At 64.7% G+C, this 20,870-nt stretch carries 21 protein-coding genes; 10 read left to right on the forward strand and 11 right to left on the reverse strand.

Going from position 1 to position 20,870, the window contains the following annotated elements:
- The first annotated feature begins 13 nt into the window (after positions 1 to 13).
- Entirely contained in the window at positions 14 to 673 is a 660-nt protein-coding gene (locus HU763_RS13755; protein WP_186685561.1) for a pentapeptide repeat-containing protein, read from the forward strand.
- A gap of 289 nt (positions 674 to 962) precedes the next feature.
- Here HU763_RS13755 and HU763_RS13760 read toward each other — a convergent pair whose 3' ends face one another.
- The gene (locus tag HU763_RS13760; RefSeq protein ID WP_186685559.1) at positions 963 to 1,601 is read right to left on the reverse strand and encodes a response regulator; all 639 of its coding nucleotides are present in this window, start codon (positions 1,599 to 1,601) and stop codon (positions 963 to 965) included.
- Positions 1,598 to 2,875: a HAMP domain-containing sensor histidine kinase gene (locus HU763_RS13765; protein WP_186685557.1), complete on the reverse strand. Its 1,278-nt coding sequence runs from the start codon at positions 2,873 to 2,875 to the stop codon at positions 1,598 to 1,600. Before HU763_RS13765 ends, HU763_RS13760 begins: the two co-directional genes overlap by 4 nt.
- Positions 2,876 to 3,032: 157 nt before the next feature.
- On the opposite strand from HU763_RS13765, the gene HU763_RS13770 reads away from it, so the two are divergent.
- From HU763_RS13770 to HU763_RS13795, 6 genes are all read left to right on the forward strand, one after another.
- Positions 3,033 to 4,226 (forward strand): ABC transporter substrate-binding protein, encoded by a 1,194-nt coding sequence (locus HU763_RS13770; protein WP_186685555.1) that lies wholly within the window; start codon positions 3,033 to 3,035, stop codon positions 4,224 to 4,226.
- Between the two features lie 32 nt (positions 4,227 to 4,258).
- On the forward strand, positions 4,259 to 5,248 hold the full coding sequence (locus HU763_RS13775; protein WP_186685553.1) for a YVTN family beta-propeller repeat protein: 990 nt from the start codon (positions 4,259 to 4,261) through the stop codon (positions 5,246 to 5,248).
- Positions 5,245 to 5,985, forward strand: coding sequence for an ABC transporter ATP-binding protein (locus tag HU763_RS13780; protein ID WP_186685551.1), 741 nt, complete (start codon positions 5,245 to 5,247; stop codon positions 5,983 to 5,985). The genes HU763_RS13775 and HU763_RS13780 overlap by 4 nt, the downstream gene beginning before the upstream one ends.
- On the forward strand, positions 5,982 to 6,773 hold the full coding sequence (locus HU763_RS13785; protein WP_170029538.1) for an ABC transporter permease: 792 nt from the start codon (positions 5,982 to 5,984) through the stop codon (positions 6,771 to 6,773). The genes HU763_RS13780 and HU763_RS13785 overlap by 4 nt, the downstream gene beginning before the upstream one ends.
- Positions 6,774 to 7,059: 286 nt before the next feature.
- Positions 7,060 to 7,620 carry a PQQ-dependent catabolism-associated CXXCW motif protein gene (locus tag HU763_RS13790; RefSeq protein ID WP_186685549.1) on the forward strand — a complete coding sequence of 187 codons (561 nt, stop codon included), beginning with the start codon at positions 7,060 to 7,062 and terminating at the stop codon, positions 7,618 to 7,620.
- 57 nt (positions 7,621 to 7,677) lie between these two features.
- On the forward strand, positions 7,678 to 8,343 hold the full coding sequence (locus HU763_RS13795; protein WP_186676943.1) for a response regulator: 666 nt from the start codon (positions 7,678 to 7,680) through the stop codon (positions 8,341 to 8,343).
- Between the two features lie 5 nt (positions 8,344 to 8,348).
- Here HU763_RS13795 and HU763_RS13800 read toward each other — a convergent pair whose 3' ends face one another.
- The 9 genes from HU763_RS13800 to pstS form a co-directional block, all read right to left on the reverse strand.
- Positions 8,349 to 10,259, reverse strand: a complete 1,911-nt coding sequence (locus tag HU763_RS13800) for a PAS domain-containing hybrid sensor histidine kinase/response regulator (RefSeq protein WP_186685547.1) — start codon at positions 10,257 to 10,259, stop codon at positions 8,349 to 8,351.
- A complete protein-coding gene (gene nosP / locus HU763_RS13805; RefSeq protein ID WP_186676955.1) occupies positions 10,228 to 11,391 on the reverse strand; it encodes a nitric oxide-sensing protein NosP in 1,164 nt (387 codons plus the stop codon). The genes HU763_RS13800 and nosP overlap by 32 nt, the downstream gene beginning before the upstream one ends.
- A gap of 177 nt (positions 11,392 to 11,568) precedes the next feature.
- Positions 11,569 to 12,753: a porin gene (locus HU763_RS13810; RefSeq protein ID WP_186685545.1), complete on the reverse strand. Its 1,185-nt coding sequence runs from the start codon at positions 12,751 to 12,753 to the stop codon at positions 11,569 to 11,571.
- A gap of 288 nt (positions 12,754 to 13,041) precedes the next feature.
- Positions 13,042 to 13,668, reverse strand: coding sequence for a hypothetical protein (locus HU763_RS13815; protein ID WP_186685543.1), 627 nt, complete (start codon positions 13,666 to 13,668; stop codon positions 13,042 to 13,044).
- The gene (locus HU763_RS13820; protein ID WP_186685541.1) at positions 13,668 to 14,366 is read right to left on the reverse strand and encodes a Fic family protein; all 699 of its coding nucleotides are present in this window, start codon (positions 14,364 to 14,366) and stop codon (positions 13,668 to 13,670) included. Before HU763_RS13820 ends, HU763_RS13815 begins: the two co-directional genes overlap by 1 nt.
- 46 nt (positions 14,367 to 14,412) lie before the next feature.
- Positions 14,413 to 15,174 (reverse strand): phosphate ABC transporter ATP-binding protein PstB, encoded by a 762-nt coding sequence (pstB, locus tag HU763_RS13825; protein ID WP_217858976.1) that lies wholly within the window; start codon positions 15,172 to 15,174, stop codon positions 14,413 to 14,415.
- Positions 15,175 to 15,249: 75 nt separating this feature from the next.
- Positions 15,250 to 16,143 carry a phosphate ABC transporter permease PstA gene (gene pstA, locus HU763_RS13830; protein ID WP_186686030.1) on the reverse strand — a complete coding sequence of 298 codons (894 nt, stop codon included), beginning with the start codon at positions 16,141 to 16,143 and terminating at the stop codon, positions 15,250 to 15,252.
- A complete protein-coding gene (gene pstC / locus HU763_RS13835) occupies positions 16,143 to 17,108 on the reverse strand; it encodes a phosphate ABC transporter permease subunit PstC (RefSeq protein ID WP_186676966.1) in 966 nt (321 codons plus the stop codon). Before pstC ends, pstA begins: the two co-directional genes overlap by 1 nt.
- Positions 17,109 to 17,180: 72 nt before the next feature.
- The gene (gene pstS, locus HU763_RS13840; RefSeq protein ID WP_170029527.1) at positions 17,181 to 18,212 is read right to left on the reverse strand and encodes a phosphate ABC transporter substrate-binding protein PstS; all 1,032 of its coding nucleotides are present in this window, start codon (positions 18,210 to 18,212) and stop codon (positions 17,181 to 17,183) included.
- Positions 18,213 to 18,501: 289 nt separating this feature from the next.
- Here pstS and HU763_RS13845 point away from each other — a divergent pair, with 289 nt between their 5' ends.
- The 3 genes from HU763_RS13845 to HU763_RS13855 all read left to right on the forward strand — a co-directional run bounded on the left by HU763_RS13845 (position 18,502) and on the right by HU763_RS13855 (position 20,820).
- Positions 18,502 to 18,861: a hypothetical protein gene (locus HU763_RS13845; protein ID WP_186685539.1), complete on the forward strand. Its 360-nt coding sequence runs from the start codon at positions 18,502 to 18,504 to the stop codon at positions 18,859 to 18,861.
- A gap of 17 nt (positions 18,862 to 18,878) precedes the next feature.
- Positions 18,879 to 20,342: an MFS transporter gene (locus HU763_RS13850; protein ID WP_186685537.1), complete on the forward strand. Its 1,464-nt coding sequence runs from the start codon at positions 18,879 to 18,881 to the stop codon at positions 20,340 to 20,342.
- Between the two features lie 97 nt (positions 20,343 to 20,439).
- Complete coding sequence (locus tag HU763_RS13855) at positions 20,440 to 20,820, forward strand: termination factor Rho (protein ID WP_186685535.1); 381 nt, start codon at positions 20,440 to 20,442, stop codon at positions 20,818 to 20,820.
- Positions 20,821 to 20,870: the final 50 nt, after the last annotated feature.

Consider the following 20,870-nt stretch of genomic DNA (forward strand, 5'->3'; position numbering starts at 1 on the left):
CGGGACCTTTGCCATGAACTATTTGCCATTGGCTTTGCTGTTGGTACTTTCCCCTACCTTGGCCATGAACGCCGACGACGCTGAAAGCGATACCCCCTTGACCATCAACGGCTGCCTGATTGCCGAAGCCAGCCAGTGCCCGGGGGCCGACCTGCGTGGCGCCAACCTGGCCAACCAGGACTTGCGCAAGATGAACCTGGCCGATGCCGACCTGCGCGGTGCCGACCTGCGCCACGCCCGACTGGACCTGGCCAACCTGGAAAAGGCCCGCCTGCAGGGCGCCAACCTGACCCGTGCCAGCCTGCAGCAGAGCAACCTGCGCCTGGCCGACCTGAGCGACAGCAAGCTGGTGGCGATCCAGGGCTGGGGCCTGTTTGCCCAAGGCGCGCAGTTCGCAAGGGCCGACCTTGGCGCGGCCTACCTGGAATTCGCCAGGTTGTCCGGGGCGAAGATGCACCAGGCCAACCTGCGGGCGGCGGACCTGGAGATGGCCTGGTTGAGCAAGGCTGATTTGCAGGGGGCGAACCTGGGCGATGCCAACCTGCAGGAGGCCAAGCTAGGCCAGAGCAACCTGGAGGGCGCCGACCTGCGTGGGGCGCGGCAGCATTACGGGAATTTCCAGGATGCCAACATGCAGGGGTGCAAGGGTTGCCCAGATACCTGGGACCGATGAGCGATGGGTCCTGCGTGACAGGTTCAGCGCCTGGGAGACCGAGCGCCGCCCGCGCGGCGCATCGCGAGCTGCGCTCGCTCCTACGTTTGTTTCGGGCCAGTAACGCCTGTGACAGGCGCGCGCGAACGCCTGGTTCATACGACACGACATCTCGTCATGCGCCAAAGCGTACGCGCGCCAATCCCACAGGCATGATTGGCCCGAAACAAACGTAGGAGCGAGCGCAGCTCGCGATGCGCCGCGCGGGCGGCGCTCGGTCTCCCAGGCGCCGCACCTACCAGGCCGAACCTCACCCCGCCACCCGCACCACCCCCAGGTCGATCCCCAGGTGCACCAGCTCGGCATGCGAACTGACCTGCAGCTTGCTCTTGAGCAAGGTCAGGTGGTTGGACACGGTCTTGGCACTGATGCACAGCTGCTCGGCGATCACCCGCACCGGTGTGCCCTTGGCCAGCATCACGAAGATCTCCAGCTCACGCTGGGTCATGCACTGCAAGCGTGGGTCACAGGCCCTCTGAGGCGAGGTGCAGGCCAGCTGGGTGGCCAAGGGCTGCTCGATATAGGCCTGCCCGGCCAACACCCGCTGCACCGCCTCGATCAGCACCTCGGGCGCCGAGTTCTTGGTCAGGTAACCCGAGGCCCCGGCGTCCAGCGCCTGGCGCACCAGCGGCAGTTCATCGTGCATGCTGAAGAACAGCACGCGCAGTTGCGGCAAGCGCTGGCGCAGGCGCCGGGTGGTTTCCAGGCCGCTGATACCGGGCAGGCCGAAGTCCATGATCACCAGGTTGGGCACCTGCTCCTGCACCCGCGCCAGCGCCTCCTCGCCGCTGGCCGCTTCGCGCACCTGCACCGTCGGCAGCACCGCCCGCAGCAGGCTGGCATAGCCCTGGCGGACCACGGCGTGGTCATCGACCAATACGATATTCATGGCACCTCCATGGCAATGTCCAGGGCCAGCGCCCAGCCGGCACCGGGGCGGCTGAGGATGCGCAATTCGCCGCCGAGGCTGCGGGCGCGCTCGGCCATCGAGTGCAGGCCGACCCCATGGCGTAGCGGCTGCGGCGCGCCGCAACCGTTATCGCGAACCAGCAGGCGCAAGCCCCTGGCGCTGCGTTGCAGGCGCACCCGCACCTGGCTGGCCGCGGCGTGACGGGCGACGTTGGTCAACGCCTCCTGCAACAGGCGATACAGGTGCGTGCGGCTCGCCCCAGGCAACGCTGGCAGGCGCGCGCCGACCCGCAGGCGACAATCGATACCCTGGCTGGCCTGCCATTGGCTCACCAGCAGGGCAAACGCCTCAGCCAGCGGCATGTGCTGCAGCGCCAGCGGATACAGGTCGTGCACCAACGCGCGAAAGCCCTGCTGCAGGCGCTGGCAATCGAGTTCCAGGGTGCGGGTGGTCTGCGCCACCGCTGCCGGCTGGTCGGCCACCATGCGCAGCAGGCACAGCTGGGCACGGATACCTGCCAGGTATTGCCCGAGGTCGTCGTGCAGGGTTTGCGCCAGCTGGGTGCGTTCGCGCTCCTGCACGGCCAATAGCGCCTGGGTCAGCTGGGCATTGTCGGTGCGGGCCTGTTCCAGCGATGCAGCCATGTGGTTGAAATGCCTGGCCAGCTGGCGTGCCTCCGGCAGGCCGGCTTCGCGCAGGCGCGCGCTCAACTGCCCACCGGAGACCTGGCGCAGGGCCTGCAGCAGCTCGTCCAGCAAACCCATGCCGCGGCGCACGGCCCAGCGGGTGGTCAGCAAGCTCAGCAACAGCGCCAGGCCGCACAGCCCCACCAACTGTTGCAACGAGTCGCGGACTTCGTCGATTTCATCCCGTGCATCCACGGCAATCGCTACCCGGCGACCATCACTCAGCTGCAGCAACCGGGTAGCGTGGTGGCGCTCGCCAAGCAGGTGTCGGCCAAGCCAGGCATCCACGCCGCGCTCCTGCGGCAGCGGCAGCGCTTCATCCGCCGCCAGCCAGTGCACCCGCACATGGCGCAGGCTCTGGGTTAAACGTGGCTGCAGATGGGCCGGGTCGCGCTCGGCGGTATCGCCGAGGTACGCCACCACCGCTTCGGCCGATTGCAACTCGCGCTCGACATCGGCCACCGCCTGGTGCAACAGCACCCCGGCACAGGCCAGCATTACCAGCAGGAAAAACACCGTGACGCAAAGGTTGATCCGCCACAGGGCCGACAGGTCAAGCAGGCGCATGCGCGGTTTTCCTCAGTGTGGCGAGATTGCGGCCCATCGTAAGACCGGGGCCAGCGTGGCGAATTACTACCTTGGTACCGGCCGGGCGCTACTTTCTGCATATTTCCCCGTCGCGGTGGGCTTCCTATGCTGGCGCCATCTGCCGTGGAGTCGCTTTATGCGCCAGCCTGCCCACCTCGCCCTGACCTGCCTGCTGGCCCTCGCCGCCACCCTGTCTACGGCCCTGGCGCCCGCTGCCCGGGGCCAGGCTGCCGAGCCCTTGCAGGTGCGCATCGGCTACCTGGGCTATCGCCCCGACCCTGGCCCGCTGCTGTCCAATGTCATCCCCGAGCCCACCGATGCCGGGCTGCAAGGCGCCAGGCTGGCAATTGTCGACAGCAACAGCAGCGGCCGCTTCCTGCAGCAGCAATTCCAACTCACCGAAGCCAGCGTCGACAGCCCCGAAGCCCTGCTGCAGGCGGCCAAGGCCCAGCATGAGCAGGGCCTGCGGCTGTTCGTGGTCAATGCCCCCGCTGCCAGCCTGCGCGCCTTGTCTGGCGCATTGCCCGACAGCCTGCTGTTCAATGCCGGTAGCCCGGACGACAGCCTGCGCAGCAGCCAGTGCCTGGGCAATGTGCTGCACAGCCTGCCTGGCCGCGCCATGCTGGCCGATGCTCTGGCGCAATTCCTGGCGCTGCGCAAATGGCAGCGGGCCCTGCTGATCGTCGGCCAGACCGATGACGACCGCGCCTACGCCGCTGCCCTGCGACGTGCCGCGAAGCGCTTCGGCCTGCAGCTGGTGGCGGAGAAACCCTGGACCTTCGACAACGACCAGCGCCGCAGCGCCCAGGCCGACATGCCGCTGTTCACGCAAACTGCCGAATACGATGTGGTGCTGGTAGCCGACGAACGCGGCGATTTCGGCGAGTACCTGCCCTACCAGACCTGGTACCCACGCCCGGTCGCCGGAACCCAGGGCCTGACCCCCACCGGCTGGCACAAGACCGTGGAAACCTTCGGCGCGGCGCAGTTGCAAAAGCGTTTCGAGGCCCAGGCCGGGCGCTGGATGAACGACCGCGACTTCGCCGCCTGGATGGCCGTGCGCAGTGTCGCCAGCGCAGTCAGCAAACTGCGCCAGGCCGAGCCGCACACCGTGCAGCAGCTGCTGCTCAGCGAGCAGTTGCCGCTGGACGGTTTCAAGGGCCGCAAGCTCAGCTATCGCCCGTGGAACGGCGAGCTGCGCCAGCCGATCCCGCTGGTGCAGCCACGGGCGCTGGTCAGCACTTCGCCGCAGGAAGGTTTCCTGCACCCGTTCAACGAAATGGACAGCCTGGGCTACGACAAGCCCGAAGTCAGCTGTCGCTACCCCTGAGCCGATAACCACAACAAAAAAAGGATTTCGCCATGCCTCGCCGCCTGCTCCACCGGGCCCTGCTTTACCCCAGCCTGCTGTCGGGCGCCCTGGCGCTTGCCAGCGGCCAGGCCATGGCCGCCACCGCCTGGGTCTCGAACGAGAAGGACAACAGCCTCAGCCTGATCGACCTGCATACCCTGGAAGTCACCGAGACCTTGCCGGTAGGCCAGCGCCCGCGCGGCCTGCTGCTGTCCCACGACCACAAGCTGCTGTACATCTGCGCCAGCGACTCGGACCGGGTCCAGGTGATGGACGTGGCCACCCGCAAGATCATCAAGGAACTGCCTTCCGGCAAGGACCCGGAGCAGTTCGCCCTGCACCCCAACGACCGCTGGCTGTACGTGTCCAACGAGGACGACGCATTGGTGACCGTGATCGACACCCAGACCGACAAGGTACTCGGGCAGATCGATGTCGGCATCGAGCCTGAAGGCATGGCCGTGAGCCCGGATGGCAAGTGGGCGGTCAACACCAGCGAAACCACCAACATGCTGCACTGGATCGACACCAGCACCCAGACCCTGGCCGAAAGCACCCCGGTCGACCAGCGGCCGCGCTTTGTCGAGTTCAGCCAGGACGGTACGCGGTTGTGGGCCTCGGCGGAAATCGGCGGCACCGTGACCATTCTCGACGTGGCCACGCGCCAGGTGTTGAAAACCCTGAATTTCCAGATCAAGGGCGTGCACCCGGACAAGGTCCAGCCGGTGGGGATCAAGCTCAGCGCCGATGGCAAGTACGCCTTCGTCGCCCTGGGCCCCGCCAACCATGTGGCGGTGGTCGATGCCAAGACCTTCGAGGTGCTCGACTACCTGCTGGTGGGGCGACGGGTATGGCAACTGGCGTTCACCCCGGACCAGAGCCAGTTATTGGCCACCAACGGAGTCAGCGGTGACGTGTCGGTGATCGATGCGAAAAACCTCAAGGTGCTCAAGTCAGTGAAGGTCGGCCGCTACCCCTGGGGCGTGGTGGTGACGCCATGAACACGCTGGAAGTCAGTGACGTGAGCTTTGCCTACGGCCAGCGCCAGGCGCTCAGGCAGGTCACGTTCAGCCTGGCGCCCGGGCGCTTCGCCGCGCTGCTGGGCCCCAATGGTGCCGGCAAGTCGACCTTGATCGCCCTGCTCACGCGGCTCTACGACCTGCAGCAAGGCGACATCCGCGTGTGCGGCTGTTCCCTGCGCAATGCCGCACGCCCGGCCTTGCGCCAGTTGGGCGTGGTGTTCCAGCAAAGCACCCTCGACCTGGACCTCAGCGTCGAACAGAACCTGCGCTACCACGCCTCGCTGCATGGCCTGCCGCGGCGCCAGGCCAACCTGCGGGTGGAGGCCGAACTGGCCCGCCAGGGCCTCGATGAGCGCCGCCGCGAGCCAGTCCGGGCATTGAACATCGGCCATCGACGCCGAGTCGAGATTGCCCGTGCGCTGCTGCATGAGCCGCGCCTGCTGTTGCTCGACGAAGCCAGCGTCGGCCTCGACCCGGCCAGCCGCCTGGCGCTCAACCAGCACCTGCGGCTGCTGTGCCGCGAACAACGCCTCAGCGTGTTGTGGACCACCCACCTGCTGGACGAAGTCCAACCCAGCGATGACCTGCTGATCCTGCATCAGGGGCGCCTGGTGGCCAGCGGCACGGCCGCGGCGCTGAGCCAGGCGCACGGCGGCGACCTCGACCACGCCTTCGCCCGCCTGACCAGCGCGCCTTCAGGAGTGAAAGCCCAATGAACGCCTACTGGCAATGCTTCAACGGCATTCTGCTGCGCGAATGCCTGCGCTTTGTCTTGCAGCGCACACGCTTTCTCAGCGCCCTGGTGCGCCCGCTGCTGTGGCTGCTGGTGTTCGCCGCCGGGTTTCGCGCGGCCCTGGGCATTGCGATCATCGAACCCTACGACACCTATATCCCCTACGAGGTGTACATCATCCCCGGCCTGGCCTGCATGATCCTGTTGTTCAACGGCATGCAGGGCTCGCTGTCGATGGTCTATGACCGCGAGATGGGCAGCATGCGCGTGCTGCTGACCAGCCCGTTGCCACGGCCGTTCCTGCTTGGCAGCAAGCTGTTGGCCACCTCGTTGATTTCCTTGCTGCAGGTGTACGCCTTCCTGGCCATTGCCTGGCTATACGGTGTGCAACCACCGGCCGCCGGCTTGCTGCTGGCGTTACCGGCGCTATTGCTGGTGGCACTGATGCTCAGCGCCCTGGGGCTGTTGCTGTCGAACGCGATCCGCCAGCTGGAGAACTTTGCCGGGGTGATGAATTTCGTGATTTTCCCACTGTTCTTCCTGTCTTCGGCACTGTACCCGCTGTGGAAGATGCAGGAGGCCAGCCAGTGGTTGTACTGGCTGTGTGCAGTCAACCCGTTCACCCATGCGGTGGAACTGGTGCGCTTTGCCCTGTACGAACGACTGAACCTGCTGGCACTGGCGGTGTGCCTGGGCTTGACCGCGCTGTTCAGCCTGCTGGCGATCCTCACCTTCAACCCCCAGCACGCGGCACTGCGCAAGCCACGCTGATCCCCCCCGCATGGAACGCGCTTTTGTAGGCGCGGCCTTGTGTCGCGATCGGGCTGCAGCGCAGCCCCGGCGGTATCTGCGGCGCAGCTGCAATCGTGGGGCTGCGCTGCAGCCCGATCGCGACACGAGGCCGCTCCTACAGGGGGGGCATCCATCCGGGAATCGGTGCAACCGTCAACGCGCCAGGCCATCTACTACTTTAGTACTGCCTTTGCTATCTGATCGTCGCATTCACAATGCACCGCCGCTGGCATGTAATGGGCCTATAACAAAAAGGATAACCCCCATGCCACGTGCCCTGCCCCGGCTGCCGCGCCCCTTGCTGGTGGCCTTTTCGCTGAGTCTGTCGCTGGGCATCGCCCAGGCCGGCACGGAACCGTTGTTTTCCGCCGACGGTTATCGCACCAGCATCTACCGCAGCCCGACCCCGCAGCAGGTCGACGGCGCCCAGGTGATCGACACCGCCACGCTGCAAGGGCTGCTGAAGCAGACCCCTGCCCCGGTCCTGATCGACGTCTATCGGCGCCAATGGTTGCAAGGCCGCTTCATCGAAGACCAACCGCACAGCAACATCCCCGGCAGCCGCTGGCTGGCCAACACCGGCGACGGCGAGCTGAGCGCGGCCTGGCAAGGCTACTTCGCCCGCCACCTGCAAGACGCCACCGCCGGGCGCAGGCAGCAACCGCTGGTGTTCTACTGCCGCTCGGATTGCTGGCTGAGCTGGAACGCGGTAAAACGCGCGAAGGCCTTGGGCTATAACAACCTGTACTGGTATCGCGACGGCCTGGACGCCTGGCAGCAGGCCAATCTGCCACTTGTCCCCGCGCAACCGGAACCCTTCCCCTGAATTCGCTTGGCGAATGCGTGCCCCCGCTCCATCCCATAAAAACGAGGTGAAAAGGCCATGTACAAAATTCTGATTGCCGACGATCACCCGCTGTTTCGCGAAGCTATCCACAATGTCATCAGCGACGGGTTCCAGGGTAGCGAAGTCATGGAAACTGCCGACCTGGACAGCGCCCTGGCACTGACCCGCGAGCACGATGACCTCGACCTGATCCTGCTCGACCTGAACATGCCTGGCATGCACGGCCTGAATGGCCTGATCACCCTGCGCAACGAGGCCCCCACCACACCGGTGGTGATCGTCTCGGCCGAGCAGGAAAAGCAGATCGTGCTGCAGGCCATCACCTACGGTGCGGTGGGGTTCATCACCAAGTCGTCGCCACGTTTGCAGATGATCGAAGCGATCGAGCAGATCCTCAACGGCAATGTCTACCTGCCGCCCGATATCATCCGCGCGCAGAAAAGCGCCACCAGCCGGCGCCTGAACGATACCCCGAGCTTCCCGCCGGAAATGCTCCAGGCGCTGACCCGCAAGCAACTGCTGGTGCTCGAACGCATGACCAAGGGCGAGTCGAACAAACAGATCGCCTATACCCTGGACATCGCGGAAACCACGGTCAAGGCCCACGTTTCGGCGATCCTGCGCAAACTCAACGTGCACAACCGGGTGCAGGCCATCCTCAGCGCTGGCGATATCGACTTCGGCGATTACCTGCGCCGCTGAACCGGCTATGCGCCAAGCGATGGCTGGCTGCTGGAAAGCAGGTGGCTCATCGCCGTTTTCAGCTTCATCGGCCGCACCGGCTTGTGCATCAGGGTGTGGCCGAGCTCGCGGATCTGCTGCTTGAGTTCGTTGCTGTAGTTGGCGGTGATCATCAACGCCGGTAGCGGCTGGGTGCGGCGGGCGTTGATCCGCGCCACCGCATCGACACCATTGCAGTCGTTGTCGAGGTGGTAGTCGGCAATCAGCAGGTCGGCATCGGCATGGTAGTTGTCCACCTGGCGTGCCAGGTCCTCTTCCGACAATGCGGTCACCACCTGGCACCCCCAGCCCTCCAGCAAGGTGCGCATGCCGGCACAGATGGCGGCATCGTTATCCAGCACCCACACCCGTGCCCCGCGCAGGCGTTCCAGCATCGGCTCGCTGATCGCCAGGCTCGGCTGGGCCTTGGGCGCGGCAGTGCTCAGTGGCACCTCCACCGCGAACACCGAGCCTTTGCCAAGCCAGGAGCGCACCCGAATGCGATGGCCAAGGATACCGGCGATCTTCTCCACGATCGCCAGGCCCAGGCCCAGGCCACGGTCCTGCTGCGGGCGCTGCACATCGCCGCGACGGAATTCCTGGAACATTTCCTCCAGGTGCTCTTCGGCAATGCCGATGCCGCTGTCCCACACTTCGATGCGCAGGCCGCCTCGCAGGCGCCGACAGCCCAGCACCACACGCCCACGCGGGGTATAGCGAATGGCGTTGCTGAGCAGGTTGCGCAGGATCCGCGCCAACAACTGGATATCACTGCGCACCACGGCCGAGCAGCTGACGAAATGCAGCGCCAGCCCTTCGCTGCGGGCCACCTGGGCGTACTCGGCGGCAAGGTTGTCCATCAGTTCGCCAAGGGCGAAGGGTGCGACGTCGGCCTTGATCACCCCGGCGTCCAGCTTGGAAATATCCACCAGGGTGCCCAGCAGGTTCTCCACATCCTCCAGCGAGTTGCTGACATTGCGTACCAGCTGCGTGCTGTCCTGCGGTTCGCGGCTTTCGAGCAGCGCACTGGTGAACAGCCGCGCCGCGTTCAACGGTTGCAGCAGGTCATGGCTGACCGCCGCGAGGAACTTGGTCTTCGACAGGTTGGCCTGCTCGGCCTCGCGTTTGGCCTCGCGCAGGCGCGCTTCGGCGCGGCTGCGCTCCTCGATTTCGCGCAACAGTTGCTCATTGAGGCTGGTCAGCTCTGCCGTGCGTTCGCGTACCCGTTGCTCGAGGTGCTGGTAGGCCTGGTGCAGCGCCTGCGCCGTATTGCGCCGCTCGGTGATGTCACGGATCAGCACGAAGATGCCGGCGACCTCGCCATTGGCCAGGCGATTCGGTACGTAGGAACGCAGCATGTAGCGCTCCTGCCCGCTGCTGTTGGTTTCGGCGAATTCGAAGGTGACGCTCTCGCCGGCCAGCGCACGTGCCACGTAGGCTTCCAGGCGCTGGTAATGCTGTTCGCTGTGGGCCTCGCGCAGGCGCTGGCCGAGCATCACGCCAGGGGGCCAGCAGTACCATTCTTCGTAGACCTTGTTGGTGAATTCGTAGACCAGGTCGGCGTTGAGATAGGCGATCAGCGCCGGTACGTTGTCGGTGATCAGGCGAATCTGGTGCTGGTGGGCAGTCTCGGCCCGCTGCCGCGCCTCGCTGAGCAGGCGGTTGACCGCCTTGAGTTCGGCCATCGCCTGGTTCAGGGCATCGGTGCGTTCGCGCACCTGCTCGGCCAGCACCACCGAGTGCTGAAACGCCGCGTAAGGGTCGTTGCCACGCGTCACACCGGACTCGACGCGCTCGATCAGGGCGCCGTTGATACGCTGCAGCTTGTGGTTCTCATGCTGCAACCGGGTGATTTCAAGCTGCAGGTCAGCGATTGACGGGAGGCCGGTTGCGGGCAATGGCGACGCCGGTGAAGGTCTGGTTGATGTGCATGCCATTGAACTGTTCTCCGTAGGTGTTGAAGCCGATCACCCGCTGCTCGCGCAGGAACGCGCCGATCGGCTCCAGGCCGTGTTGGCCTTCCAGTTCCAGCCGCCGCAGAAAGCAATCGCAACCGATGGTCAGCAACAGTGGGCCGAGACGCTGCTGCAAGCCGTCGAACAGCTGCTGCAGGTTGGGCAACAAAGGCCCGGGGGTCATGGCGGTGAGCACGATGCCGTTCTCCACCGCACAGTAGAAGCTCAAGCTCTGGTCCGGGTGCACTTGCTGGATCGCCCGCACGTAGTACTGGTCATGGATACGCACGGCCAGCGGGTGGGCGGCGAATACCTGGTGGTCGAGGTCGGCCACCGGCACGCCGATATGCCGGGCGTACTCCTCGGCTGCCGGCTCGGCATTCAGCTCGAAGACCCGGCGCAAGGCACTGTCGGCCCCCGTGACCACCAGCTTTTCCTGGCGTGGCAGGATGTGGTGAGTGGTGAACACCTCGAAGTCGAGCCAGGTATTGACCAGCACCACCACCGCCGCGCCGTTATGGAACGCGCCGCCGAAGTACACGTGGGTGCGGGTCAGGTAATTGTCGTCGCCGGCCGAACCGCCAAAATGCGGAATATCCCCAAGGGCGGCGCTGAGCGCCGCGAGCACCATCTCCTCACGGCTGGACAGGCCGTCGAGCAGGGTCAGGGCAAAGCTGTGGCCCTTGATCGGCGCCAGGGTATTGCTGCGACAGGTGCTGACCAGGCGCTCGACCATCTGCTGGGCATCGATCAGGCTGAAGTGCTCCATCTCATCGATCAGCTCGGTGGCGATGGAAAAATGCCGATGATCGAAGCCCACCGCGGTGATGCAGTTGCGGCCGTAGCCCAGCGGTGTGATCTCGCCGGCGCTGGTGCAACCGACCAGGCGGATGCCACCAAAGCCCTGCTCCAGGGCCTCGCCCAGGACCTGCAGGTCGTATTCGGCGGAACAGAAGAACAGCACGAAGCCCAGGTGCGGGTGCAGCAGCTGCGCCGCCAGTTCCTCGGCCGCCAGCCGGGCGTCGGTGGCCTGGGACATGGCGCTGACCACACCGTCGTTGTGAGCCTGCTGCATCCTGGTCTCCGGCGCGGGTTGGCTGAGCAAAGAGTGTACGAAGGCGATCATTGGCGACGAATGCTACTTGGGTAGCGGGTGGCCACTTCCATGGATGTAAAGCGCCCCGCCATTCGTGGACGCCCTGTGGCCCCCGGCCACGGTGCGATGCGCACACCGCGGCTGGGGGCCCGGCGTTTACCAGGTCAGCACTGCCCCCACCGCGAAGGTATCGGTGTCTTCGTCCTGTGCACTGGTTTCATGCCCATCGATGGAAAACTGGTTGTACTCGGCAACCAGCTTGAGGTTGTCGTTGATGTCGTGGAACAGCGCGATGCCACGGGTTTCATAATCCGCACCACTGTCGACCGCGCCGTTGCCATCGTCCTTGGTCTTGCCATAGGACAGCGCCACGCGATTCTTGCCGAACTTGTACGAGCCCTGCAGCAGGTAGCCGTCACTGTCGACATTGCGCAGGGTCGGTTCGCCAGCGTTGTTGGTGAAGAACGGGTTGATGCCCTTGGCCTGGAACCCCGAACCGGTCAGCGACAGCCCGCCCATCTTCGCCTGCACGCCATAGCCGACACCTTTGGAGGTGACCGACTGCACCGCCGGGTCGGTGTTGTCGGAGGTCTGGTAGCTGCCGTTGAGCCAGCTGTAGATCTGCGCCCCGCCCAGGTCGAACTGGTAGGTGATCTCGCTTTCGGTACGCGGGTTCTCCTGGTAGGCCTTGCCGGTCGGGCTGCTGTCGTTGGTGTCCACCGGGTCCATGATGCCGACCGCGACGCGCAGGCCGTCCATCACCGGGGTGCGGTAGGTGATCTGCGAGGTGGGGAACGGGTATGGGTAGCCGCTGCCGATGTTGCCGAACGATACCCCGCCGCCGTCCACCAGGCCCAGGGTGTCACTGACCTGGCCATAACCGGCCAGCAGTTCGTCGAGCAGGATGTTGGAGCGGGCGAACAGGCCGAAATCCTTGCCGATCAGCACCTCGCCCCATTCCGGGTTGGCCACGGTGCCGTAGAACTGGCGCACATCGATGGCGGTGTCGGTGCCGTTGGTTTCGCTGTCGTTGATGGTCACCCAGAACGAGGCGCGCGCGCCGAGCTTGAGGTCATCCACCTGCCTGCCCATGTTGAAGCCCAGGTAGTTGGGTAGGAAGCCCATCTTCACCCGCGACTGGCGGCGGTCGTACTGCTCACCCTCGCGATCGACATCGCTGTTGACGTAGAAGGCGTTGATATAGCCGTCGGTGGAAAACGTCGTCTGGTCCTTGTCGTACAGCATGATCTCGGCCTCGGCGACATTGCTCAGGCAAAGGCTCGACAGGCTGACGGTGACAGCCGCCAGCAAACGGGGAGACAGATTCTTATTGTTGTACATGGCGCGCTCCGAAACGGGGACGGGATGTCGGAGGCGATTATCAGAAGCGGGCAAAGGGCCAGAAACGCTGCTTTGGAGCGGGCTGGCGGGTGCTTTGGGCCGGCGTGTGGGATGCGACCATTCGGGCCCGCTACCGGGTTGGGCCGGGAGGCGAGACTTAGGGTTTAGGCATTAATGGCAGGCAGGTACCAATACAAAAAGCCCGCCTTCGACCTGACGCCGTACCTGTAGGAGCGGCTTCAGCCGCGATCACCGGCACCGCCGGTGCCAACCACCGCGTCGCCCACCTCACAATCCGAGCGCAATCGTGTCGTTTCGCGAAGCGAGCGCTTGCGGACGCAGCCGCACCGGCATTTCATAGCGGTGCGGTTGTTGCCAGGCCAGCTGTGCCTGTACATCGACAGCCGCATCCTTCACCTTCTGCGCCCAGTGTTCATCCTTCGGGCACACCACCAGCACACGGAAACCGTGATCGATGCCTTCCAGCCGCACACCTTCGGAATCATCCACATGCAGATCGATGTCGAAAGCCGAGGGCAACTTCGAAGGTGCATGGCCAAGCCCGTTCCTGGCCAGGACATGCTGGTGCCGGTCACTGTTGACCACGCCGTCGACGCGGATGCCGTAGAGCATCAGCCAGCGGCGGATATAGGACGGCGTGCGCCCCGACGAGGTGTAGATCCAGATGCTACAGCCCTGGCGGCGCAGGTCGCGGATCAGCGAGCGCGTGCCACTGCGCAGGGGTTCGCCCAACCAGCGGTGGACAAAGGCCGGCAGCTTGCTGTGTTCGGCAACGGCGTGGTCTGCCTGGCAGGCCAGCGTGTCGTCGATGTCGAACGAGATGCGCACCTTTGGCCGGTTGAAGCGGCGTTCGATGGCCTGCCAGCCACGTTGCAGCAGTGACGAGCGGTGCATCAGCGGCACCTCTCGCAGGCAGGTACGGACACGCCACCAAGGAAGAACTTGCCCGCTTCAGGCGCCTTCGCTTCGAGGAAGGCGGCATACTTCTTCTTGATCTTGGGTAGTTCGTACAAGGCCTTGACACCGTGTTTGGCGGAATTGCGGATGACCGAGGACGGGTTGAAGTAACCCTCGGCGTTGTCCAGCGACAGCACGAAGGGCGGCAGCCCTGCGCGCATCAGCAAGTAGCTGACGATCAGCGACCCGGTGCGGTTGTTGCCTTCGATGAACAGCTGCGGCTTGCTGAGGATACGCACGTAGACACCGGCTGCGCGCTTCCACACCGAGTCACTGCGGTAGGCGCTGTACCAGTTGTACAGGTCTTTGATGCCGCCCTCGACGTTATTGAAGAAGTGCGCCTCGGTCGCGGCGAGATGCGCAGCGAATTCCAGGCGGCGGGCGGGGTCGCTGCCGCACAGCACGGTGGCATTGATCTCCAGCATCAGGTTCAACTGCTGCAGGTCGAAAAGGTCGATGCCACGTGCGACATAGTCATCAATCAGGGCATAGCCTTCAACCACATTCAGCAGCACCTCGTCGGTGAACGGATCGCGCGGCTCGGTGAAGTGTTCGCTGAGTTCGGCAAAACGGCCCTGCACCTCACGCAGTGCGCGCTCTACCGCTGACAGGTCAAGACGACGCGTGGCAGGCATTGGAAACCCCGAGTAACACTTCAACGGAAAATGATGCGGCCAAGGTTCAGCTGAACTTGCCGCTGATGTAGTCGGCGGTCAGTTGCTCGCGCGGGTTCTGGAAGATCTGCGTGGTCGGGCCCATTTCGACCAGGTAGCCGGTGCGGGTGCCCTGGGAAATATCGACCGAAAAGAACGCAGTTTCGTCAGCCACACGAATCGCCTGCTGCATGTTGTGGGTGACCAGCGCGATGGTGTAGTCCTTCTTCAACTCGACCATCAGTTCTTCCACCCGGCGGGTGGCGATGGGGTCGAGCGCCGAGCACGGCTCGTCCAGCAGCAGCACTTCCGGTTCGGTGGCGATGGCGCGGGCGATGCACAGGCGTTGCTGCTGGCCGCCGGACAGCGACAGGCCGCTGACCTTGAGCTTGTCCTTGACTTCGTCCCACAGCGCGGCGCCCTGCAGGGCATGCTTCACGCGGTCGCCGATGTCGCCCTTGTAGCGGTTCAGGCGCAGGCCGAAGGCGACGTTGTCGAAGATGCTCATCGAGAACGGGTTCGGCTGCTGGAACACCATGCCGATATAGCGGCGCACCACGACCGGGTCGACCCCCTTGCCATAGACATCCTGGCCGAGGAAGTGCACGTGGCCTTCGAAGCGGAAGCCCTTGACCAGGTCGTTCATGCGGTTGAGGCTGCGCAGCACGGTACTCTTGCCGCAGCCGGACGGGCCGATGAAGCCGGTGATCTGGTTCTTGCGGATCGGTACGTGGCTGTCGCGCACGGCCATGAAGTTGCCGTAGAAGATCTTGTCCAGCTTGCAGTCCATGACGATGGGGGCTTCGCTGACCACGGGAGCGGCTTTTTGCGCAGTGGATACGTTCAAGGTCGAATGCTCCCTTTCTCAGTACTTGGGCTTGCCGAAAACTCGGCTCAGAATGTTGATTACCAGCACGATCATCACCAGTACCAGCGAGGCCGCCCAGGCGAGCTCGAGCTGGTTGTCGAATGGCATGCCAGAGAAGTTGTAGATCAGCACGGCCAGCGAGGCCGTCGGGTTCATCACGGCCAGGTCGCCGTCATGCAGGATCCAGTAATTGCTGAACAACGCGGTGAACAACAGCGGCGCCGTTTCGCCGGCGGCACGCGCCACGGCCAGCATGACGCCGGTGAGGATGGCCGGCAGGCCGGTGGGCAGGACGATTTTGCAGATCACCTGGGCCCGGGTGCAGCCCATGCCATAGGCAGCATCCTTCATGATCTTGGGCACCATCTTCATCGACTCTTCCGCAGTCAGCACGACGATGGGCAGCATCAGTACCGCCAGGGCCACGCCGCCTGCCGGCGCCGAGTAGGTGCCGGTAGTCATCACCACCAGGGCGTAGGCGAATACCCCGGCCAGGATCGATGGCAGGCCGGTGAGCATCCTGGCGGCAAAGCGTGCAGCATTGGCCAGCTTGCTGTCCGGGCCGAGTTCAGCCAGGAACACCGCGGCCAGAATACCGACCGGCACGGCGATGGCCGCGGCAATACCAACCATGACGAAGGTGCCGACCATGGCGTTGCCGAAGCCCCCGCCCATCTCGAAGCCGGTGGGCGGCAGCTCGGTGAACACCTCCAGGTTGAGGCGTGCACCACCGCGGGTGATCAGCATGTACAGCACCGAAACCAGCGGCACACTGGCCACCAGCGCCGCGCACCAGGCCAGCGTGGTCAGCACCAGGCTGCGCAGGGAACGGCCTTCCAGCTTGCGCTGCAGGCTGGGCAAAGCCTTGGTCGGGGAGGTCAGGTCGGTCATCATTTGTTACCCCGCTGGGCGTAGAGCATGATCATCGAGCCGAGTACGTTCACCAGCAGGGTGATGAACATCAGTACCAGCGCGGCGTACATCAGTACCTCGACCTCGTTCGGGCCGGCCTCCGGGAAGTTCAGGGCCAGCAGCGCGGCCAGGGTGTTGGCCGGGGCGAACAAGGACACGGAAATGGTATTGGCATTGCCCACCAGCATGGCCAGGGCCATGGTTTCGCCCAGCGCCCGGCCGAGGCCGAGCACCAGCGAACCGAAGATGCCGGTGGCTGCGGATGGCACCATCACCTTGAGGATCGCCTCCCAGTGGGTGGCGCCCAGACCGTAGGCCGCCTGCTTGGTTTTCATCGGTACGCTGGTCAGCGCATCCTGCGAAACGGCGGCGATGGTCGGCAGAATCATGATGGCCAGCACCAGCGCGGCAGGCAGCAGCCCGGGCCCGCTCAGGGACGTGCCAAAAAACGGAATCCAGCCCAGCTCGCTGTTCAGCCAGGTGGTCAGCGGGCGGATGGCCGGGATCACCACGTAGATGCCCCACAGGCCGTAGACGACGCTGGGGATCGCAGCGAGCAACTCGACAATGGTGCGGAAAACTGCCGCCAGCTTGGCCGGCAGGAAGTCCTGGGTGAGGAAAATGGCCATGCTGACGCCGAAGAAACCGGCGATCAACAGGGCGATCAGGGCGCTGTACAGCGTGCCCCAGATCGCCGGCAGAATGCCGTACTTGCCTTGGTTGACGTCCCAGACGCTGCCGAACAACACATCGAAGCCGTGCTTCTCGATACCTGGCAGGGCCTTGCGGCCCACTTCGTAGACCAGCGCGAAGACCAGCGCCAGGACCAGCACCACACCGATGCGTGCCAGCGCACGGAAGCTGCGGTCCACCAGGAAGTCTTTCGCAGACGGCGGCTGGCAAGCGGAGTGGGGGTTATCCGGGATGGCGAAAGGTGAGTTCATGGGCAAGTTCCGGGACAGGGGGCAAACACCCCCGGCATGGCCACAGGACCACACCGGGAGCGCCCGAGGGCGTTACTGGATGTTGGCGGACGCTTTGCGAACCTGGTCGACCACCGATTGCGGCAGTGGGATGTAGCCCATCGAATCGGCGATTTTCTGGCCTTCGGTCAGGCTGTACTCGACCATGTCGCGCATGGCCTTGGCCTTGGCCGGGTTGCCGTTGTCCTTGCGGAAGATCATCCAGGTGTAGGAGGTGATCGGGTAGGACTTGGCACCGTCCGGGTCAGGCAGCCAGGCCACCAGGTTTTCCGGCATGTTCACCGCAGCCAGCGCCTCGGCACCGCTTTCGGCGTTCGGTACCACGTATTGGCCGGCCTTGTTCTGCAACTGGGCGAAGTCGACCTTGGCCAGCTTGGCGAAGCCGTATTCGATGTAGCCGATGGCACCTGGGGTCTGGCGCACGGTGGCGGTTACCCCGTCGTTCTTCGGCGACTTGATGAACTTGTCGCTGGCGGGCCAGTTGACGGTGTTGCCCTCGCCCAGCGCTTGCTTGAAGTCAGCGTTGATCGCCGACAGGTGCTTGGTGAACACCGCCGTGGTACCGCTGGAGTCGGCACGCACGACTACGGTAATCGGGGTAGCTGGCAGCTTCAGGTCGGGGTTGGCCGCGACGATCTGCGGGTCGTTCCACTGGGTGATCTTGCCGAGGAAGATGTTCGAGTAGACGTCGCGCGGCAGCTTCAGCCCTTTCGGGTTGCCCGGCAGGTTGTACGCCAGGACGATTTCACCGGCGGTCATTGGCAGCAACTGCACGCCCTCGCCGACCTTGGCGATCTCTTCAGCCTTCATGGCCGAGTCGCTGGCGGCAAAATCGACAGTCTTGTTCAGAAAATCCTGAACACCCGCCCCGCTCCCCTTGGACTGGTAATCAACGGTGACGCCGTCGGTTTCCTTGCTGAAGGCCTTGAACCAGGTCAGGTAGATCGGTGCAGGGAAGCTGGCGCCAGACCCGGTCAGGCGTACGTTCTCTGCAGCGAAGGCGGCCGAAGTGGCGCAGACAGAAACGGCAACGGCAAGTGCAGCAGACTTCATCAGGCGTATCATCGAAAAGCGCTCCGTGTGATGGCCGGCACACTTTGCAGCAGCAATGTTACAGCTTTGTGACCGATGAATGGCATGCCGCGGGATAGAGCCGCCCGGCCGCGCCATCACGGCGCACCCCAGCTCTCGGAGGCGACGACGCATGCAAAAGCGTCTGGCCCAACGTTAACGGCCTGACATGTCGATTGCATGACCATGCGAATGGCCCTGGCGCCCGTCCGTCGCCAGCGCGGCACCCGTGCACCGGTTACGGGCCGAACAGTGGGTGACCCACTGGAAAAGGAGATTCACCATGCAACCGACAACGCTTCGATCGCTGCTGCTCGCCCTGTGCCTGAGCACCGGCGCGCCCCTGGCGCTGGCCGCCACCGACATCATCGACCAGCCCGCCCCGGGCAGCCAGCCCCACGATAATGGCCACATGAACGGCCAAGGGGGAGCGAGCGGCTCGGGCACCCCGGCTGACGGCATGGGTACGGGCACGGGCGGCACGGATGACAATGGCACCGACAGCACCGGCGGCGATGGCACCACCGAGGGTTCGGGTAGCGGTAGCGGCACGGGTACCGGTTCCGGCAGTGGCAGCGGGACCGGAAGCGGCAGCAGCGGTTCGGGCGGCGCGGGTGGCAGTGGCGCAGGTTCGGGAAGCTGAGGCACTGGGTACCTGGCGTGACGACACCTTCCGACGCTGGCTCGGCGCAGGTGCGCCTGCATAGCACCGACATTCCCGCCCGCCTCGACCGGCTGCCCTGGACGCGTTTTCATACGCTGCTGGTGCTGGCGCTGGGTATCACCTGGCTGCTCGATGGCCTTGAAGTCACCTTGGCTGGTTCGCTGTCGGGGGCCCTCAAGGACAGCCCGGCCCTGGCCATGAGCACCACCGACATCGGCCTGGCCGGCGCAGCCTACGTCGCCGGCGCAGTGTCTGGCGCGTTGTTGTTCGGTTGGTTGACCGACCGCCTGGGGCGACGCAGGCTGTTCTTCATCACCCTGTGCCTGTACATCGGCGCCACGGCGGCCACGGCATTTTCCTGGAACCTGTGGAGCTTCCTGGTGTTTCGTTTCCTCACGGGTGCCGGGATCGGCGGCGAGTACACCGCAATCAACTCGACCATCCAGGAATTCACCCCGGCGCGTTACCGCGGTTGGGTCGACCTGACCATCAACGGCACCTTCTGGATCGGCGCGGCGCTGGGCGCGGTGGGTGCGGTGGTGCTGCTCGACCCGGCCGTGGCAGGTGGCGAGCTGGGCTGGCGCCTGTGCTTTGGCATTGGCGCAGGGCTCGGCCTGGTCATCCTGCTGATGCGCCTGTGGATACCGGAAAGCCCGCGCTGGCTGATGATTCACAACCAGCCGGAGGAAGCCGAACGCATCGTTGCCGGCATCGAACGCCATTACCGGCAACGCGGCATTGCCCTACCGCCGTTGCAGGGGCCTGCACTGCGCTTGCGCGGGCGTGATCATACGCCGCTGCGCGAAGTCTTCCACAGCCTGTTCGTCCTGCATCGGCGCCGGGCGCTGGTAGGCCTGACCTTGCTCACCGCCCAGGCCTTCTTCTATAACGCGATCTTCTTCACCTACGCGTTGGTGCTCACCGACTTCTATGGCGTGCCGTCGGCACAGGTGGGCTGGTACGTGTTGCCCTTCGCCCTGGGCAACTTCTGCGGGCCATTGCTGCTCGGCCGGCTGTTCGACCTGGTCGGCCGACGCATCATGATCAGCCTGACCTATCTGGTGTCCGGCCTGCTGTTGGCGGCCAGCGGTTACCTGTTCCAGCAACAGCTGCTCGATGTGATGCAGCAGACCCTCGCCTGGATGGTGATTTTCTTCTTCGCCTCGGCTGCGGCCAGTTCAGCCTACCTGACGGTGGCAGAAACCTTCCCGTTGGAAATCCGCGCACTGGCCATTGCCGTGTTCTATGCCTTTGGCACAGGCCTCGGCGGCCTCATCGGCCCCACCCTGTTCGGCGCGCTGATCGCATCGGGTGAGCGCCTGAACGTGCTGTATGGCTACCTGCTCGGCGCGGCGCTGATGGTCATCGCCGCGCTCACCCAGGCGGTGTGGGGCGTGGCAGCCGAGCGCCGCCCGCTCGAGCACGTGGCCAGGCCGCTGTCGCAGGTCAGCGACACCTGACCCAAGCCGGCCGGGCCGGGGCACCGCTCGTCCATTGCCCGGCACTCTGCCCTTGCACGGGGTTCAACCGTGCAAGCCCACAGCAGGAGTGAAGACCATGCCACGCGGCGACAAGGACAAATACACCGACAAGCAGAAGCGCAAGGCCGAACATATAGAGGAAAGCTACGAACACAAAGGCGTGCCCAAGGATGAAGCCGAAGCCCGTGCCTGGGCCACGGTCAACAAACAATCCGGAGGTGGCGAGAAGAAAGGCGGCTCCGGCAGCAAGACCTCTTCTGCCGAGAAGAAAACCGCGCGCGCGGATTCGGCCAAACGCGCCGCCAAGTCACGTCAGGGCCATTCGCGCAGCTCGGGCGCCTCACTGCAAACCCAGACCAAGCAAAGCCTGATGAAGGAAGCGCGCAGCAAGGACATCAAGGGGCGCTCCAGCATGACCAAGGCCCAGTTGGTTGAAGCGCTGCGCAAGCACGCTTGAGGCACATCGAGACAGGGGGCGGCCACGGTGCCGCCGGGGTCAACACTTGG

Origin of the sequence: Pseudomonas anuradhapurensis (assembly GCF_014269225.2) — a bacterium.
GTDB lineage: Bacteria > Pseudomonadota > Gammaproteobacteria > Pseudomonadales > Pseudomonadaceae > Aquipseudomonas > Aquipseudomonas anuradhapurensis.

What these genes read in the sequence shown, in the direction of transcription:
- HU763_RS13755 (WP_186685561.1), top strand. Translation starts at nt 14, where the DNA reads ATGAACTATTTGCCATTGGCTTTGCTGTTGGTACTTTCCCCTACCTTG.
- HU763_RS13765 (WP_186685557.1), bottom strand. Translation starts at nt 2,875, where the DNA reads ATGCGCCTGCTTGACCTGTCGGCCCTGTGGCGGATCAACCTTTGCGTC.
- HU763_RS13775 (WP_186685553.1), top strand. Translation starts at nt 4,259, where the DNA reads ATGCCTCGCCGCCTGCTCCACCGGGCCCTGCTTTACCCCAGCCTGCTG.
- HU763_RS13810 (WP_186685545.1), bottom strand. Translation starts at nt 12,753, where the DNA reads ATGTACAACAATAAGAATCTGTCTCCCCGTTTGCTGGCGGCTGTCACC.
- HU763_RS13770 (WP_186685555.1), top strand. Translation starts at nt 3,033, where the DNA reads ATGCGCCAGCCTGCCCACCTCGCCCTGACCTGCCTGCTGGCCCTCGCC.
- HU763_RS13820 (WP_186685541.1), bottom strand. Translation starts at nt 14,366, where the DNA reads ATGCCTGCCACGCGTCGTCTTGACCTGTCAGCGGTAGAGCGCGCACTG.
- HU763_RS13785 (WP_170029538.1), top strand. Translation starts at nt 5,982, where the DNA reads ATGAACGCCTACTGGCAATGCTTCAACGGCATTCTGCTGCGCGAATGC.
- HU763_RS13795 (WP_186676943.1), top strand. Translation starts at nt 7,678, where the DNA reads ATGTACAAAATTCTGATTGCCGACGATCACCCGCTGTTTCGCGAAGCT.
- HU763_RS13760 (WP_186685559.1), bottom strand. Translation starts at nt 1,601, where the DNA reads ATGAATATCGTATTGGTCGATGACCACGCCGTGGTCCGCCAGGGCTAT.
- HU763_RS13790 (WP_186685549.1), top strand. Translation starts at nt 7,060, where the DNA reads ATGCCACGTGCCCTGCCCCGGCTGCCGCGCCCCTTGCTGGTGGCCTTT.
- HU763_RS13855 (WP_186685535.1), top strand. Translation starts at nt 20,440, where the DNA reads ATGCCACGCGGCGACAAGGACAAATACACCGACAAGCAGAAGCGCAAG.
- nosP (WP_186676955.1), bottom strand. Translation starts at nt 11,391, where the DNA reads ATGCAGCAGGCTCACAACGACGGTGTGGTCAGCGCCATGTCCCAGGCC.
- pstS (WP_170029527.1), bottom strand. Translation starts at nt 18,212, where the DNA reads ATGATACGCCTGATGAAGTCTGCTGCACTTGCCGTTGCCGTTTCTGTC.
- HU763_RS13845 (WP_186685539.1), top strand. Translation starts at nt 18,502, where the DNA reads ATGCAACCGACAACGCTTCGATCGCTGCTGCTCGCCCTGTGCCTGAGC.
- pstB (WP_217858976.1), bottom strand. Translation starts at nt 15,174, where the DNA reads ATGGACTGCAAGCTGGACAAGATCTTCTACGGCAACTTCATGGCCGTG.
- pstA (WP_186686030.1), bottom strand. Translation starts at nt 16,143, where the DNA reads ATGACCGACCTGACCTCCCCGACCAAGGCTTTGCCCAGCCTGCAGCGC.
- pstC (WP_186676966.1), bottom strand. Translation starts at nt 17,108, where the DNA reads ATGAACTCACCTTTCGCCATCCCGGATAACCCCCACTCCGCTTGCCAG.
- HU763_RS13815 (WP_186685543.1), bottom strand. Translation starts at nt 13,668, where the DNA reads ATGCACCGCTCGTCACTGCTGCAACGTGGCTGGCAGGCCATCGAACGC.
- HU763_RS13780 (WP_186685551.1), top strand. Translation starts at nt 5,245, where the DNA reads ATGAACACGCTGGAAGTCAGTGACGTGAGCTTTGCCTACGGCCAGCGC.